Genomic DNA, 14,471 nt, shown 5'->3' on the forward strand with positions numbered 1-14,471 from the left:
TCACCCCTCGGCCGAGACCGGGACGGCCTGCGCGAAGCCGCCGTCCACCATCAGGTTCGCCACTGTCTCCAGCTCCGGCGGATTCCCCGCGAGCCGCTCCAGGAACGCATCGAAATCCTCACCGCACGGCAGCAGCAACCGCTCCACCCGCTCCGCCGGCGGCCACGCGTCCTGGTCCCTGGCATCGTCGTACGCACAGAACCAGACCGTGCCGACAGCGCCGCCCTTCACCTTCACGGCGACGATCCCGCCCTGGACGAAACCCACGCCCAGATAGTCCTTCGTCAGATGGTCCCGCAGACACTTGTTCACGTACACCAGGTCATTGACAGCGGCCTCGTCGCGCACCGTGAAGAACGGCTGGTCCACCAGCAGGCCCAACTCCGCGTCCAGCGCGGTCCCGACCGGCGCACAGCCGCCCGCCGCCTTCAGGAACGACCGGTACGCGGCAGGCAGCCGGTACCCGAGATCCTCCTCAGCGGCCAGAACCAGCTGCTCGCCGACCGCCACCGCACCCCTGGGCAGCCCGAAATGGACCGGCCGGGTGTCCTGCAGCGGACGCGTACCCCGCTTGTTCTGGTCGACGGCCGCCGTCGCCAGCCCGCCGTGATGCCGCAACAGCGCCTTGACCTCGACCGGTACGAGTTCCAGACGGCGCGCACCGGGCACGTGGTGCCAGGTCCAGCCGTGCGGCGTGGCAACGGCCGGGATCGTGTCCCACAGCTCGTGCCCCGAGGCCGCCAGCGCGGCATTGGCCGACACATAGTCCGTCAGCCGCAACTCGTCGACGCCGAACCCCTCCGGGGGTTCCGCGATCTCCGCGGCCGCGCGCGCGTACGGCGAGAAATCCGGGAAGCCGTTCCCGTCCACCCGCACCCCACGGGGGTGGCGCGCGGCCCGGACCGGGTCCGGGAAGCTCACGAGCTGCCCGGCATAAGCCGCGTTCGGTGGCGCGGCTTGCTGCCCGAGCCGACCTGTCGTCATGGCGGTTGCCCCCTGCTGCGAATGGCGTGGAACGACAGCCTATGCGGTGGTGCAAGAGGCGGTCCCGCCCCGTCACCGCACTGTCGGGCACCCCGCGCACCGACGTAACGGACGGTCACGTTCGAGTGACCCGCAGCCGACACACCACGCCGATCACAGGCCCCAGCTTCCCCACCCGGCGCCCCATTTGGCAGGCTGACCCCGCAACACGGGGGCGCAACACCGGCGGCAGCCGCCGCGGGGGTGGGAGGGGCAGCACAACCATGCACACCGCACAGACACCGCACACACCACACACAGTGCCGTCACCGCAGACCGGAGCGCCGTCACCGCAGACCGGGCCGGCCGGCGACCCACGTCTGCGCTGGAGCAGTACGGAAACCCGCCCGCCCGAACTCCTCCACCGCAGAGACGGCATCCTCCCCACAGTCGCCGCGGCACTCTCCGTCCGCGGCGCCGACACCCTCACCTCCACCGCGGGCAAGGCCGACCAGCCCCCCACACTCCACCCGCTGGTCCACGACTTCCTCACCACCCTCACCAGCGGCCAGCGCGAACGATTCACCGGACGCTGCCCCGAAGCGATCCTGCTCTCCCGCCACCTCACCGCCGTAGAAGGCACCCGCTCCAAACGGGCCTCCCGCAAACCCCTCACCAACGGCGAAGCCCGCCGCACCCTCAAACACGCCAAAGTCACCGCCCGCCACATCCGCGAGGACGGCGACCCCCTCCACGGCAGCTACGCACCGCCCTGCCGCTCCTGTACGGCGATGCTCGCCCACTTCGGCGTACGCGCAGTCGACCCCACCACCGAGAAGGGCTGAACCACCGCCGATGCCGCCGCACCCGCAGGACGCGCCGGACGCACCCGCCGTCCCCAGCACCCGCTTCCCCGACACCGTGGACGCCGCGCTGCGCGAAGCGGGCTGGCTGCCCGGCCGCTGGGACATCCGGGGCGCCGAACAGTGGGCCGACACCCTGCGCGCCCACGTCTCACCCGCCGGCCACCAGCACGCGGTCTTCCCCGCGGCCGTCGAAGCCTGGGCCGAATTCGGCGGACTGCGCATCACCGGCCCCGCACCCGGCCGCCAGACAGCACCCGCCCCGGTCCTGATCGACCCGCTCAGCGGCCTGCACCTCGCCCGCACCCTCGCCGACCTGGGCCGCGCACTCGACACCGAGATCGCCCCGCTCGGCGACGAAGGAGACGGCCGGGCACTGCTCGCCATCGACTCCGAAGGCCGCATCTACAGCATCGACCACACCGGCGACTGGTACCTCGGCCACGACATCGACCAGGGCCTCGTCACCCTCATCACCGGACTCCAGGCAGTCAGACTGGGCTCGGGGTAACGGAAGCGGCGACAGAGGGCCCCCGTCAGGTCAGGTCAGGTCCGGTGAGGTCCGGTCAGCTCAGCTCTGTCCGGCCGGCCGCTGCTCCGGCAACACCGCCGACACCCGGAACCCCCCGGCCTCCGTGGGCCCCGACACGAACACCCCGCCCAGCGCGGTCACCCGCTCCCGCATCCCCAGCAGCCCGTTCCCCCCGCTGGGCAGCCCCGCATCGGCCGCACCCGCGTCCGAAGGACCGTTCTCGATCTGCAGAGCGACCTCGGCTGTCCGATGCGCCAGCCGCACCCGGGTCTTCGCCCCGGCAGCGTGCTTGTGCACATTCGTCAGCGCCTCCTGCACCACCCGGTACGCCGTCTGCTCCACCAGCGCGTCGTACGGTCCGGCCACACCCTCCACCAGCAGCTCCACCACCATCCCCGCCGCCCGCGACTGCCCCACGAGCACATCCAGCTCATCCAGGCACGGCCCGTCCTCCACCGCTGCCGCAGCAGCCGCCGCAGCAGCCACCCCGACCGCCGCCAGCGGCACCGCCGCCGGAGCCCTCACCGGCTCACCGGAACGCAGCACCCCGAGCATCTCCCGCAACTCGGTCAGCGCCTGCCGCCCCATGTCCCCCACCAGCGCCGCGTTCTTCGACGCCTTCGCCGGATCCTTCAACGCCACCGCCTGCAGAGCCGCCGCATGCACCACCATCAGACTCACCCGGTGCGCGACCACATCGTGCATCTCCCGCGCGATCCGCGTCCGCTCCTCCGTACGCGCCCACTCGGCCCGCTCCTCGGCCCGGTCCGCCAGCAGCGACAGCTCACGCTCCAGACTGTCCGCCCGCTCCCGCAGACTCTCCATGAGCCGGCGGCGCGCCCCGGTGTACAGCCCCAGCAGCACGGGCGGGGCCGTCAGCCCCAGCGACATGAAGACGGATCCGAGCACGACGAACTGCGATCCCGGACTGCCGTCCTCGGCCCCCATGCCGTGCCGCAGCCGCACGAACGTCACGATGAGCGTGCCGAGCGTCGCCATCACCGTCAGCGCACCGGTCAGCCGACGCGGCACATCGGACGCGGCGAGCGTGTAGAGCCCGACGATGCCCATCAGGAAACCCATCTGGGCGGGCGTGGTGGCGATCGACACCAGCACCACCGCGATCGGCCACCGCCGCCGAAGCACCAGTACGAATCCGGCCAACAGCCCGAACACCACCCCGAACGGCACGGGAAGCCCGGCCTGCCCGGAGAAATCGACACCCTCCAACGCACACTCAAGAGCCGAGACAACACCCAGCCCCACATCCAGCACGGCACTGCGCCGCCGTTCCCACCACCACCAGCCACGGGCGGTCAGCCCCGTGGCCGTGGCGTCGTGCGCCCCCGTTGCGGTCATGGCAACCAGCGTACGGGCGGGCGCACCCCCTGCCCCACGAATTTCGATGTGGGAGGTTACGCGCAATACGCCCGGATCACTCGATCCAGTGAATCGAGCAGACATTCGAACCAGACGTCCGCATTCCGGACGATGCTGATTCTGTGACCGGTATCCGCAACAAAAACAGCAAGTACTCCGACTTCGAAGGACTGCGCGAACAGGCCATCGCGCTGCGCCGCGAGGGGCTCAGCCGCCGCCAGATCCGCGACCGGCTCTTCGTCGACAACAACGACATCCTGAACCGCCTGCTGGACGGCGAGCCCGCCCCTGACTGGACCAGGCGCCCGAACGCGAAGGACGACCTGCGGGCAGAGGCCCGCGAACTCCGACGGCAGGGCATGACGTACGACCAGATACAGGTGGAGCTGGGGTGCTCGAAGAGTTCGATCTCGCTGTGGGTACGGGATCTGCCGAAGCCACCGCGACGCACCCGCGAGGACGCGTCGGCGATCGCGAAGCGCGGCTGGGAGGTCACGCTCCAGCGGCGCGAGGTGGAGCGCCGGCGGACCAAGCGAGCCGCCACGGAGGAAATCGGCACCCTGTCCGAACGGGAGCTAATGATTGTGGGGACCGCGCTCTACTGGGCAGAAGGGACCAAGAGCAAGCCTCATCGACCCCAGGAGCGGGTGGTCTTCATCAACAGCGACCCCCACATGATCAAGGTCTTCCTCGCGTGGCTGCGCCTGCTGAAAGTCGATCCGGACAACCTGAAGTTCCACGTACACATTCACGAGACGGCCGACACCTCCGCAGCCGAGCGGTACTGGGCCGATGTGGTGGGCGGGATCGGCTCGTTCGGCAAGACGAGCATCAAGAAGCACAACCCGCTGACCAACCGCAAGAACATCGGTGAGCATTATCAGGGCCGCCTGATGGTCCGCGTGAACCAAAGCGCTGACCTATACCGTCGCATCGAGGGCTGGTGGTACGGCATAGTGTTGGATGGCAATTGAGCGACCCGACCCGATGTCCGGTTTAGCTCGATATATTCCCCCATGGTGTAATCAGGCAGCACTGCGAGTTTTGGTCTCGTATGTCCAGGTTCAAATCCTGGTGGGGGAGCGGCAACGCGGGGCTTGACCTACCTGGTCAAGCCCCGCCCCCATTTCCACCCCCCGGCCCCCCGGTATTCTGCGGATATCCACCCACCCGCACCCGAAGGGCACCACCGTGAGCGCCAATCCCCCCCAAGGTCTCGGATCCGCGCGAACAGGGGGAGAGGCTCCCTCGGTCGCCGCCGTCGTCGTGCTCGCGGCCGGTGCGGGCACCCGGATGAAGTCGGCCACGCCGAAGGTCCTGCACGAGGTCAGCGGGCGCTCGCTCGTCGGGCATGTCGTCGCCGCCTCCCGTGAGCTGGAGCCGGAGCAGCTCGTCGTGGTCGTCGGGCACGAGCGCGAGAAGGTCCAGGCGCATCTCGCCGAGACCGACGCGAACGTACGGACCGCCGTGCAGCTCGAACAGAACGGCACCGGGCACGCCGTCCGTACCGCCCTCGAAGAGCTGGGCGCGTCCCCCGAAGGCACCGTTCTCGTCGTCTGCGGCGACACCCCGCTGCTCACCGGGGCGACCCTGGCGGCGCTCGCCGCCACGCACACCACCGACGGCAACGCCGTCACCGTGCTGACCGCGGAGGTCCCCGACGCCACCGGGTACGGGCGGATCGTGCGCGACCACGCCACCGGCGCGGTGATCTCGATCGTCGAGCACAAGGACGCTTCCGAGGCGGAGTTGGCGATCCGGGAGATCAACTCGGGGGTGTTCGCCTTCGACGGGCGGCTGCTGGCGGAGGCCCTGGGCAAGGTGCGCACCGACAACAGCCAGGGCGAGGAGTATCTGACCGATGTGCTCGGCATCCTGCGGACGGCCGGTCACCGGGTCGGGGCGTCGGTGGCCGGTGACCACCGGGAGATCGTCGGGATCAACAACCGGGTGCAGCTGGCGCAGGCGCGTGCGCTGCTCAATGCCCGGCTGCTTGAGCGGGCGATGCTCGCCGGTGTGAGTGTGATCGATCCCGCGTCGGTTTTCGTCGATGTGCTGGTGACGTTCGAGCCGGATTCGGTGATCCATCCCGGTACGCAGCTGCTGGGTACGACGCATCTCGCGGAGGGTGCGGAGGTCGGGCCCAACTCGCGGCTGAAGGACACCGTGGTGGGTGCGTATGCCCGGGTGGACAACACGGTGGCGGACGGTGCGGAGGTCGGGGAGCGCGCGACGGTGGGCCCGTACGCCTATCTGCGGCCCGGTACGCGGCTCGGTACGCGGGGCAAGATCGGGACGTATGTGGAGACGAAGAACGCCACGATCGGCGAGGGTTCGAAGGTGCCGCATCTGTCGTATGTCGGTGACGCGACGATCGGTGAGTTCAGCAACATCGGTGCGGCGAGTGTCTTCGTGAACTATGACGGACAGGACAAACACCACACAACGATCGGGTCGCACTGCCGGACCGGTTCGGACAACATGTTTGTGGCTCCCATCACGGTCGGGGACGGTGTCTACACCGCTGCGGGCTCCGTGATCACGAAGAGCGTGCCGGCCGGTGCGCTGGCCGTCGCCCGGGGCCAGCAAAGGAATATCGACGGTTGGGTGGCCAGGAAGCGGCCGGGAAGTGCTGCCGCGCGGGCCGCTCAGGCCGCCTCTGATCAGCCCCGTGACGAAAGCTGACCGGAAACACGTGCGTTCATCTGCGCGTACCGTGATAGACGCATGCTCGGCTTACGGGCCGGGACTCCGGGATACGCCCCCGTACATACCGCCGGCTGGCTCGCCCAGCAGCGATCAACACGTCTGAGGAGACTGTGCTGTGACCGGGATCAAGACGACCGGCGAGAAGAAGCTGATGCTCTTCTCCGGCCGCGCCCACCCCGAGCTGGCCGAGGAGGTCGCGTCCCAGCTGGGGGTCGACCTGGTGCCGACTAAGGCTTTCGACTTCGCGAACGGCGAGATCTACGTCCGCTTCCAGGAGTCGGCCCGTGGCGCCGACTGCTTCCTGATGCAGAGCCACACGGCTCCCATCAACCAGTGGATCATGGAACAGCTGATCATGATCGACGCTCTGAAGCGGGCCTCGGCCAGGAGCATCACCGTGATCGTGCCGTTCTACGGTTACGCGCGGCAGGACAAGAAGCACCGCGGCCGTGAGCCGATCTCGGCCCGGCTGATCGCGGACCTGATGAAGACCGCGGGTGCGGACCGTATCCTCACGGTCGATCTGCACACGGACCAGATCCAGGGCTTCTTCGACGGCCCGGTGGACCACCTGTTCGCGCTGCCGATACTGGCGGACTACGTGGGCGCCAAGGTGGACCGTTCGAAGCTGACCATCGTCTCCCCGGACGCCGGCCGGGTGCGTGTGGCCGACCGCTGGTGCGACCGGCTGGGTGCGCCGCTGGCCATCGTGCACAAGCGCCGTGACAAGGACGTCGCCAACCAGGTCACCGTGCACGAGGTCGTGGGTGAGGTGAAGGGCCGCGTCTGTGTCCTGGTCGACGACATGATCGACACCGGTGGCACGATCTGTGCCGCCGCGGACGCGCTGTTCGCGAACGGCGCCGAGGACGTCATCGTGACGGCGACGCACGGTGTGCTCTCCGGCCCGGCCGCGGACCGTCTGAAGAACTCCAAGGTGAGCGAGTTCGTCTTCACGAACACGCTGCCGGACCCGGACAACCTGGAGCTCGACAAGATCACGGTGCTCTCGATGGCGCCGACGATCGCCCGCGCGGTGCGTGAGGTCTTCGAGGACGGCTCGGTCACCAGCCTCTTCGAGGAGCAGGCGTAACAGCGGCCTGAAGATCGATTTCTGGGACGGCCTCCCCGCCGGGTAGACTCACGGAGTTGCTCGGCGAGGGAGGCCGTACTCATGGGTACGGGACTCCGTTATCGACGCGCTCTTCGTAGCAGGCCGCGATACGTGGCCGGGTGACCCATCCGTTTTCGTCACCTCCGAGGAGTGCCACATGGCTGAGGTCAAGCTCACCGCTGAAGTCCGTACCGAGTTCGGCAAGGGCGCTGCCCGCCAGATCCGTCGCGAGAACAAGGTTCCCGCGGTCATCTACGGCCACGGCGCCGACACCGTGCACATCACCCTCCCGGGCCACGAGCTCATGATGGCGCTCAAGACCGCCAACGCGCTGCTCCGTCTGGACATCGAGGGCCGCACCGAGCTGGTCATCCCGAAGGCGATCCAGCGTGACGCCATCAAGCGCAACCTGACCCACGTCGACCTGCTCGCGGTCAAGCTGGGCGAGAAGGTCACGGTCGAGGTCTCGGTGCACGCCGAGGGCGACCTGGCGCCGGGCGCCAACCTGCTGGAGTACGTGCTGAACACCCTGACCGTCGAGGCCGAGGCCACCCACATCCCCGAGTCGGTCACCGTCTCGGTCGCGGGCATGGACGCGGGCGACTCGATCCTGGCCAAGGATGTTCCGCTGCCGTCCGGCACGACTCTCGCGACCGACGAGGACGCGGTGGTCATCCAGGTCGTGTCCGCGCAGGCCGAGGAGCCGGCTGCGGAGACCGCCGAGGCGGCCGAGGGCGCCGAGGCCTGAGCCTCGCGCTGATTCCGCCGACTGTTCCGGCGGCCCGGGGTCCTGTTGTCCCGGAGTTCCCGGAGTGAGTCCCGGAGTGTGTCCGAAACCGCCGTCCGTGCCGCAAGGTGCGGGCGGCGGCTGGCTGTTCACCGGCTTCACCGGCCTGCCGGCTCAACAGGTGGCCGGACACGTGCAGATGGAGACGTGCAGATGACGACGCCCGACCCGACCGCTCCCTGGCTCGTCGTGGGCCTCGGCAATCCAGGCCCCGACTATGCGGCCAACCGCCACAACGTGGGCTTCATGGTGGCCGATCTGCTCGCCGAGCGCATCGGGGGCCGGTTCAAGGCGCACAAGGCCCGCGCCCAGGTCGTGGAGGGCCGGCTGGGGCCGCCGGGGCCGGCCGGCCGGCGGGTGGTGCTGGCCAAGCCGATGTCGTACATGAATCTCTCGGGTGGCCCGGTCACGGCGCTGCGCGATTTCTACAAGGTGGGGACGGCGAACATCGTCGCCGTCCATGACGAGCTGGACATCGATTACGGGACGCTGCGGCTCAAGCTGGGTGGCGGGGACAACGGCCACAACGGTCTGAAGTCGATGACCAAGTCGCTGGGTCCGGACTACCACCGGGTCCGGTTCGGTATCGGCCGTCCGCCGGGCCGGATGCAGGTCGCCGACTTCGTGCTGAAGGATTTCTCGTCGGCCGAGCGCAAGGAGCTGGGGTACTTCGTGGACCGGGCGGCGGACGCGGTGGAGGCGCTGATCATCGAGGGCCTCGACCGGGCGCAGACCACGTACAACTCCTGAGGCTGCTCCTTGTGCGGCTGGTGCTGCCGGGTTCCCTGATGGGTTGACCTGGCGTGGTCCTATGGCCAAGGATCGCGCCCCATGAAGCGGAGTCGTGGCGTCCTGCTGTACGCGTGCCGGGCAGCGATGGGCTGTGTCGCGGTGCTGATCCTGGTGGCCGGTTTCTGGTCGTCGTGGGGGACGGCGCAGCATGTGATTCTTGCGAAGGGCCGTGACCACGGGACTCTGACGGTGGCCTCGTGTGCGGGTGACACGTGTTCGGGGCCGTTTGTGCCGGCGGCCGGTTCGGCTGCGCACAGCGGGCTGGTCATCGACAAGTCGACGGCGGCGGAGAAGGGCGAGCGGCTGCCGGTGGTGGTCCGTCCGGGCAGCCATGAGGCGATCAGGACGGGCTGGGCCGGGGGGCTGCACGCGTGGGTGCCGCTGGGCGGCGCGCTGCTGCTGGCGGCGCTGGTGATCGGGGGCGGGCTGCGGATGACACGTACGGCGTGGGCGGTGGGGGCGGCGGGCGCGGGGCTGCTGGTGGCGGCGTTCGTCGCGCTGTGAGCAGTCCCCGGGACCGGGGGGCCCGGCGCGACGTGCGCGCCCGGGCCCCCCGGTCCCGGCCGGAGGTCACCCCGTGTTGCGGAGCCCCGCCGCGACGCCGTTCACGGTGAGCAGCAGGGCCCGTGCGAGTGTCGGGTCCGCCTCCTCGCCGCGTTCGGCCGCTGCCCGCTGGCGGGCGAGCAGGGAGACCTGGAGGTAGGAGATCGGGTCCAGGTAGGCGTCGCGGATACCGAAGGTCTGCTGGAGCACCGGGTGTGAGTCGAGCAGCTTCTGGCCGCCGGTGATGCGCAGTACTTCCCGGACGGTCAGTTCGTGTTCGGCCTCGATGTCGGCGTAGACGTGCTTGAGTTCGTCGGGCACGAGGGTGTCGACGTAGTGCTTGGCGATCCGCAGGTCGGTCTTGGCGAGGGTCATCTCGACGTTGGAGATGAAGTTCCGGAAGAAGTGCCACTTTTCGTGCATTTCATCCAGGACGGTGTCGAGTCCGGTCTCGCGCAGCGCCTTGAGGCCGGAGCCGACGCCGTACCAGCCGGGCACGATCTGCCGGGACTGGGTCCAGCCGAAGACCCAGGGGATGGCGCGGAGGCCGTCGAGCGAGACGCCCGATCCCGGGCGACGGGAGGGCCGGGAGCCGAGGTGCATATCGGCGAGCTGGTCGACCGGCGTGGAGGCGAGGAAGTACGTCGGCAGGTCCGGGTCCTCGACCAGCTTGCGGTACGCGGCGTGCGCGGCGTCGGAGACGACGTCCATGGCGGCGTCCCAGCGGGCGAGTGATTCGTCGGACTGGCGGGGCGCGGTGTGCAGGGCGGATGCCTGGAGGGTGGCGGCGACGGTCAGTTCGAGGTTCTCGCGGGCAAGGGACGGCACGAGGTACTTGTCGGAGATGACCTCGCCCTGTTCGGTGACCTTGATCTCGCCTTCGAGGGTGCCCCAGGGCTGGGCGAGGATCGCGTCGTGGGAGGGGCCGCCGCCGCGGCCGACAGTGCCGCCGCGGCCGTGGAAGAGCCGCAGCCGTACGCCGTAGCGGTGGGCGACGTCGCGCAGCCGGCGCTGGGCGCGGTGGATCTCCCACTGGCTGGTGGTGATGCCGCCGAACTTGGAGGAGTCGGAGTAGCCGAGCATGACCTCCTGGACGTCGCCGCGCAGGGAGACGAGGCGCCGGTAGGAGGGGTCGGCGAGCATTTCGTCGAGGATGACGTCGGCTGCGCGCAGTTCGTCGGTGGTTTCCAGGAGCGGCACGATGCCGATCTTGGCCCAGCCGCCGTGCAGGTCGATGAGTCCGGCTTCGCGGGCGAGTACGGCGGCGGCGAAGACGTCGTCGGCGCCCTGGCACATCGAGATGATGTAGGACTCGATGACTTCGGGGCCGAAGCGTTCGAAGGCCTGCTTGATGGTGTGGAAGACGCCGAGTGTCTTCTCGCCTGCCGCGTCGAGCGGGGCGGGGCTGGGGGCGAGTGGGCGCCGGGACCTGAGCTCCTTGGCGAGGAGCTTCTGCCGGTATTCGCGGGGCATGTCGGCGTAGCGCCAGGATTCTTCGCCGAGCCGGTCGAAGAGCTGGCCGAGGGCGTGGTGGTGGGCGTCGGCGTGTTCGCGTACGTCCATGGTGGCGAGCTGGAGGCCGAACGCGGCGAGGGTGCGGATGGTGCGGTCCATCCGGCCGTCGGCGAAGAGTCCGCCGCGGTGGTCGCGGAGCGAGGCCTGGATGAGGGTGAGGTCGCTGAGGAGTTCGGCGGTGCCGAGGTAGTCGCGGCCGACGCGGTGCGGGGTGCCCTTGGCGAGGCGTTCGCGGGTGTTGACGAGCTTCTGCCGGATGCAGGTGGCCTTGAGCCGGTAGGGCTCTTCGGAGTTGAGGCGCTTGTAGCGGGGGCTGATCTCGGGGAGGCGTTCCAGGTCGAGCTGGAGGGAGTCGAGGAGTTCCTGGGTGGCGCCGGTGTAGCGGATGGAGTTGGAGAGCAGGCCGCGGAGGTAGTCGACGAGGTCGATGGCGTCGGTGATGCCGTGTTCGTGCTGGAGGATCAGCACGTCCCAGGTGACGGCGGGGGTGACGTTGGGGTTGCCGTCGCGGTCGCCGCCGATCCAGGTGCCGAAGCTCAGGGGGCGGGTGCCGGCGGGCAGTTCGACGCCGACGCGTTCGAGTTCGGCCGCGAGGTCCTCCAGGACGTCGCCGACGGCGCCTGCGTGGAGTTCGTCAAGGTAGTAGATCGCGTTGCGCGCTTCGTCCGCGGGTTCGGGCCGTACGACGCGCAGTTCGTCGGTCTGCCAGATGAGGTCGATGCTTTCGGCGAGCCGCAGGTCGTGGCGGCGCCGGTCGGCCTCGATGACGGGGGTTTCCAGAAGCTCGGCGATGCGGCGCAGCTTGTTGAGTACGGAGCGCCGTGCGGCTTCGGTGGGGTGCGCGGTGAAGACGGGCCGTACGTTGAGGTTGCGTACGGTCTCGCGCAGGTGGTCGGGGTCGGCGTCCTTGAGCCGGTCGGCGGTGCGGGCGAGGAGCCCGCCCTCGGCGGCCCGCACGGCGCGCATCTCGCGGCCACGGTGCACCTGCTCGGTGACGTTCGCCAGGTGGAAGTAGGTGGAGAAGGCACGCACCAGCTTGGCTGCGGTCTCCAGGCCGGTGTCTCCGAGCAGCTCGGCTGCTGCTTCGCCGTCCTCGCGGGTGAGGGCGCGGACGCGCTCGACCAGTTCGAGGAGTTCGGGGCCCTCCTGGCGTACGAGGGTCTCGCCCAGCAGATCACCGAGGCGGCGGATGTCGGCGCGCAGCTCGGGGCTGGCGGTCGGGGTGGAGTTCAGGTCGGCACTGCTCACAGGTGCGGCTCCTTGCAGTGTTGGCACGACTGGCAAAGGGGTCTGGGTGTCATTCCCAGAAGTCACAGAACGGACCGCGCTGTCCGACGACACGCACACAGGATAGGTGTCCGGTTGTCCGGCTCGCCGGGGCGTCCACAGCCCTCTTGCCGCGAGGCTGCTCGCTGACATACTTACGAGGCCGTAGGTTACGGAACCGTAGCCGGGCATCAGCCGCATTCCTCACCCCACGGGGGACGTCCCTTATGACCATTGGTCCCGATCTGATCGATGACGCCCAGACCCCGACCGGACCTGTAGTCCCCCGCGCGACGCTGGGCGGGGACAGCAAAGGCTCCGTCGAGCAGTTCGGTCTGCTGCTCTTCATCATCGTGCCGTTTCTCGCTCTGGTCGCGGCGGTGCCGCTGGCCTGGAGCTGGGGCGGTGTGAGCTGGCTCGATCTGGGTCTGCTCGTGGTGATGTATTACGTCGGTTGCCATGGCATCACGATCGGTTTCCACCGGTATTTCACGCATGGCGCCTTCAAGGCGAACCGTCCGCTGCGTCTCGTGCTGGCGATGATGGGTTCGCTGGCGGTCGAGGGGCCGCTGGTCCGCTGGGTGGCCGATCACCGCAAGCACCACAAGTTCTCCGACGCGGAGGGTGACCCGCACTCTCCGTGGCGTTACGGCGAGACCTTCCCTGCCCTGCTCAAGGGGTTGTGGTGGGCGCACATGGCCTGGATGTTCGACGAGGAGCAGACGCCACAGCACAAGTACGCCCCGGATCTGATCAAGGACCCGGCGATCCGCTGGATCTCGCGGAACTTCATCTACTGGACGGCTGTGTCGCTGGCGATTCCGCCGCTGGTGGGCGGTCTGGTGACGATGTCGTGGTGGGGCGCTTTCACGGCGTTCTTCTGGGGTTCGCTGGTCCGGGTGGCGCTGCTCCACCATGTGACCTGGTCGATCAACTCGATCTGTCACGCGGTGGGCAGGCGGCCGTTCAAGTCGCGTGACCGCTCGGGCAATGTGTGGTGGCTGGCGATCCTGTCCTGCGGGGAGTCCTGGCACAACCTGCACCACGCGGACCCGACGTCCGCCCGGCACGGTGTCCTGCGGGGCCAGCTGGATTCCAGTGCGCGTCTGATCCGCTGGTGCGAGCAGCTGGGCTGGGCGACCGATGTGCGCTGGCCGTCGGCTTCCCGGATCGATGCACGGCGCAAGAGCGCGCTCACAGAAACGGCATGATGACAGACGTGGCGATCGAAGGCAGCAGTACCAGCGGTGGCAAGAACCGCCCGCCCGCGGCCCGGCGTGCGCGCCGGGTCCGTATGACCGGGAAGGAACGCCGCGAGCAGCTGCTGGACATCGGCCGCACCCTCTTCGCCGCGAAGGGGTTCGAGGGCACGTCGGTGGAGGAGATCGCGGCGAAGGCCGGGGTCTCCAAGCCGGTGGTGTACGAGCACTTCGGCGGCAAGGAGGGCCTGTACGCGGTGGTGGTCGACCGGGAGATGCGTCAGCTGCTGGATCTGGTGACGGGTTCGCTGACGGCCGGCCATCCGCGTGAGCTGTGCGAGCAGGCGGCTTTCGCGCTGCTGGATTACATCGAGGAGTACACGGACGGTTTCCGCATCCTGGTGCGGGACTCGCCGGTGGCGCAGTCGACGGGGACGTTCGCATCGCTGATCAGCGATATCGCCACCCAGGTGGAGGACATCCTGGGGATGGAGTTCAAGGCGCGCGGCTTCGACCCGAAGCTGGCGCCGCTGTACGCGCAGGCGCTGGTCGGCATGGTGGCGCTGACGGGCCAGTGGTGGCTGGACGTCCGCAAGCCGCCGAAGGCGGAGGTGGCGGCGCATCTGGTGAACCTGGCGTGGCACGGTCTGGACGGTCTGGAGCCGAAGCCGCGGCTGATAGGCCACCGGAAGGGGTGACGGTTCCGGCCGTGGTGCGAAGGCCGTGGCGTCACCCGTTGTGATGACTCATGTGGTTTTCGGCCGCTACCGTGGTGGCGCAGGCCGAGAATTCCGCCTATGGGAGGAAC

13 protein-coding genes are annotated in these 14,471 nt (G+C 69.0%); 10 read left to right on the forward strand and 3 right to left on the reverse strand.

Features of this window, described 5'->3' with window-relative positions; translation table 11 throughout:
* Positions 1–984, reverse strand: coding sequence for an SMI1/KNR4 family protein (locus OHB13_RS14090; RefSeq protein ID WP_266856219.1), 984 nt, complete (start codon positions 982–984; stop codon positions 1–3).
* 263 nt (positions 985–1,247) lie between these two features.
* Here OHB13_RS14090 and OHB13_RS14095 point away from each other — a divergent pair, with 263 nt between their 5' ends.
* Positions 1,248–1,808 carry a YwqJ-related putative deaminase gene (locus OHB13_RS14095; RefSeq protein WP_266856217.1) on the forward strand — a complete coding sequence of 187 codons (561 nt, stop codon included), beginning with the start codon at positions 1,248–1,250 and terminating at the stop codon, positions 1,806–1,808.
* Positions 1,809–1,818: 10 nt separating this feature from the next.
* Complete coding sequence (locus tag OHB13_RS14100) at positions 1,819–2,337, forward strand: SUKH-3 domain-containing protein (RefSeq protein ID WP_266856215.1); 519 nt, start codon at positions 1,819–1,821, stop codon at positions 2,335–2,337.
* Between the two features lie 60 nt (positions 2,338–2,397).
* On the opposite strand, the gene OHB13_RS14105 is transcribed toward OHB13_RS14100, so the two are convergent.
* Positions 2,398–3,717 carry a sensor histidine kinase gene (locus tag OHB13_RS14105; protein WP_266856213.1) on the reverse strand — a complete coding sequence of 440 codons (1,320 nt, stop codon included), beginning with the start codon at positions 3,715–3,717 and terminating at the stop codon, positions 2,398–2,400.
* 152 nt (positions 3,718–3,869) lie between these two features.
* Here OHB13_RS14105 and OHB13_RS14110 point away from each other — a divergent pair, with 152 nt between their 5' ends.
* The 6 genes from OHB13_RS14110 to OHB13_RS14135 all read left to right on the forward strand — a co-directional run bounded on the left by OHB13_RS14110 (position 3,870) and on the right by OHB13_RS14135 (position 9,644).
* Positions 3,870–4,712 (forward strand): hypothetical protein, encoded by an 843-nt coding sequence (locus tag OHB13_RS14110; protein ID WP_443062999.1) that lies wholly within the window; start codon positions 3,870–3,872, stop codon positions 4,710–4,712.
* 217 nt (positions 4,713–4,929) lie between these two features.
* Positions 4,930–6,423 carry a bifunctional UDP-N-acetylglucosamine diphosphorylase/glucosamine-1-phosphate N-acetyltransferase GlmU gene (gene glmU, locus OHB13_RS14115; RefSeq protein ID WP_266856209.1) on the forward strand — a complete coding sequence of 498 codons (1,494 nt, stop codon included), beginning with the start codon at positions 4,930–4,932 and terminating at the stop codon, positions 6,421–6,423.
* Positions 6,424–6,562: 139 nt separating this feature from the next.
* Complete coding sequence (locus tag OHB13_RS14120) at positions 6,563–7,540, forward strand: ribose-phosphate diphosphokinase (RefSeq protein ID WP_164266846.1); 978 nt, start codon at positions 6,563–6,565, stop codon at positions 7,538–7,540.
* 178 nt (positions 7,541–7,718) lie between these two features.
* Positions 7,719–8,309, forward strand: coding sequence for a 50S ribosomal protein L25/general stress protein Ctc (locus OHB13_RS14125; protein ID WP_327297172.1), 591 nt, complete (start codon positions 7,719–7,721; stop codon positions 8,307–8,309).
* Between the two features lie 192 nt (positions 8,310–8,501).
* Positions 8,502–9,098: an aminoacyl-tRNA hydrolase gene (pth, locus tag OHB13_RS14130; RefSeq protein WP_266856203.1), complete on the forward strand. Its 597-nt coding sequence runs from the start codon at positions 8,502–8,504 to the stop codon at positions 9,096–9,098.
* A gap of 81 nt (positions 9,099–9,179) precedes the next feature.
* Positions 9,180–9,644 carry a hypothetical protein gene (locus OHB13_RS14135; RefSeq protein ID WP_266856201.1) on the forward strand — a complete coding sequence of 155 codons (465 nt, stop codon included), beginning with the start codon at positions 9,180–9,182 and terminating at the stop codon, positions 9,642–9,644.
* Positions 9,645–9,710: 66 nt separating this feature from the next.
* Here OHB13_RS14135 and ppc read toward each other — a convergent pair whose 3' ends face one another.
* On the reverse strand, positions 9,711–12,446 hold the full coding sequence (gene ppc, locus OHB13_RS14140; protein WP_266856199.1) for a phosphoenolpyruvate carboxylase: 2,736 nt from the start codon (positions 12,444–12,446) through the stop codon (positions 9,711–9,713).
* A gap of 245 nt (positions 12,447–12,691) precedes the next feature.
* Between ppc and OHB13_RS14145 the strand changes: the two genes are divergently transcribed.
* The gene (locus OHB13_RS14145) at positions 12,692–13,675 is read left to right on the forward strand and encodes an acyl-CoA desaturase (RefSeq protein WP_266856197.1); all 984 of its coding nucleotides are present in this window, start codon (positions 12,692–12,694) and stop codon (positions 13,673–13,675) included.
* On the forward strand, positions 13,672–14,361 hold the full coding sequence (locus OHB13_RS14150; RefSeq protein ID WP_266856195.1) for a TetR/AcrR family transcriptional regulator: 690 nt from the start codon (positions 13,672–13,674) through the stop codon (positions 14,359–14,361). The genes OHB13_RS14145 and OHB13_RS14150 overlap by 4 nt, the downstream gene beginning before the upstream one ends.
* The last annotated feature ends 110 nt before the right edge of the window (positions 14,362–14,471 follow it).

Source organism: Streptomyces sp. NBC_00440 (genome assembly GCF_036014215.1).
GTDB lineage: Bacteria > Actinomycetota > Actinomycetes > Streptomycetales > Streptomycetaceae > Streptomyces.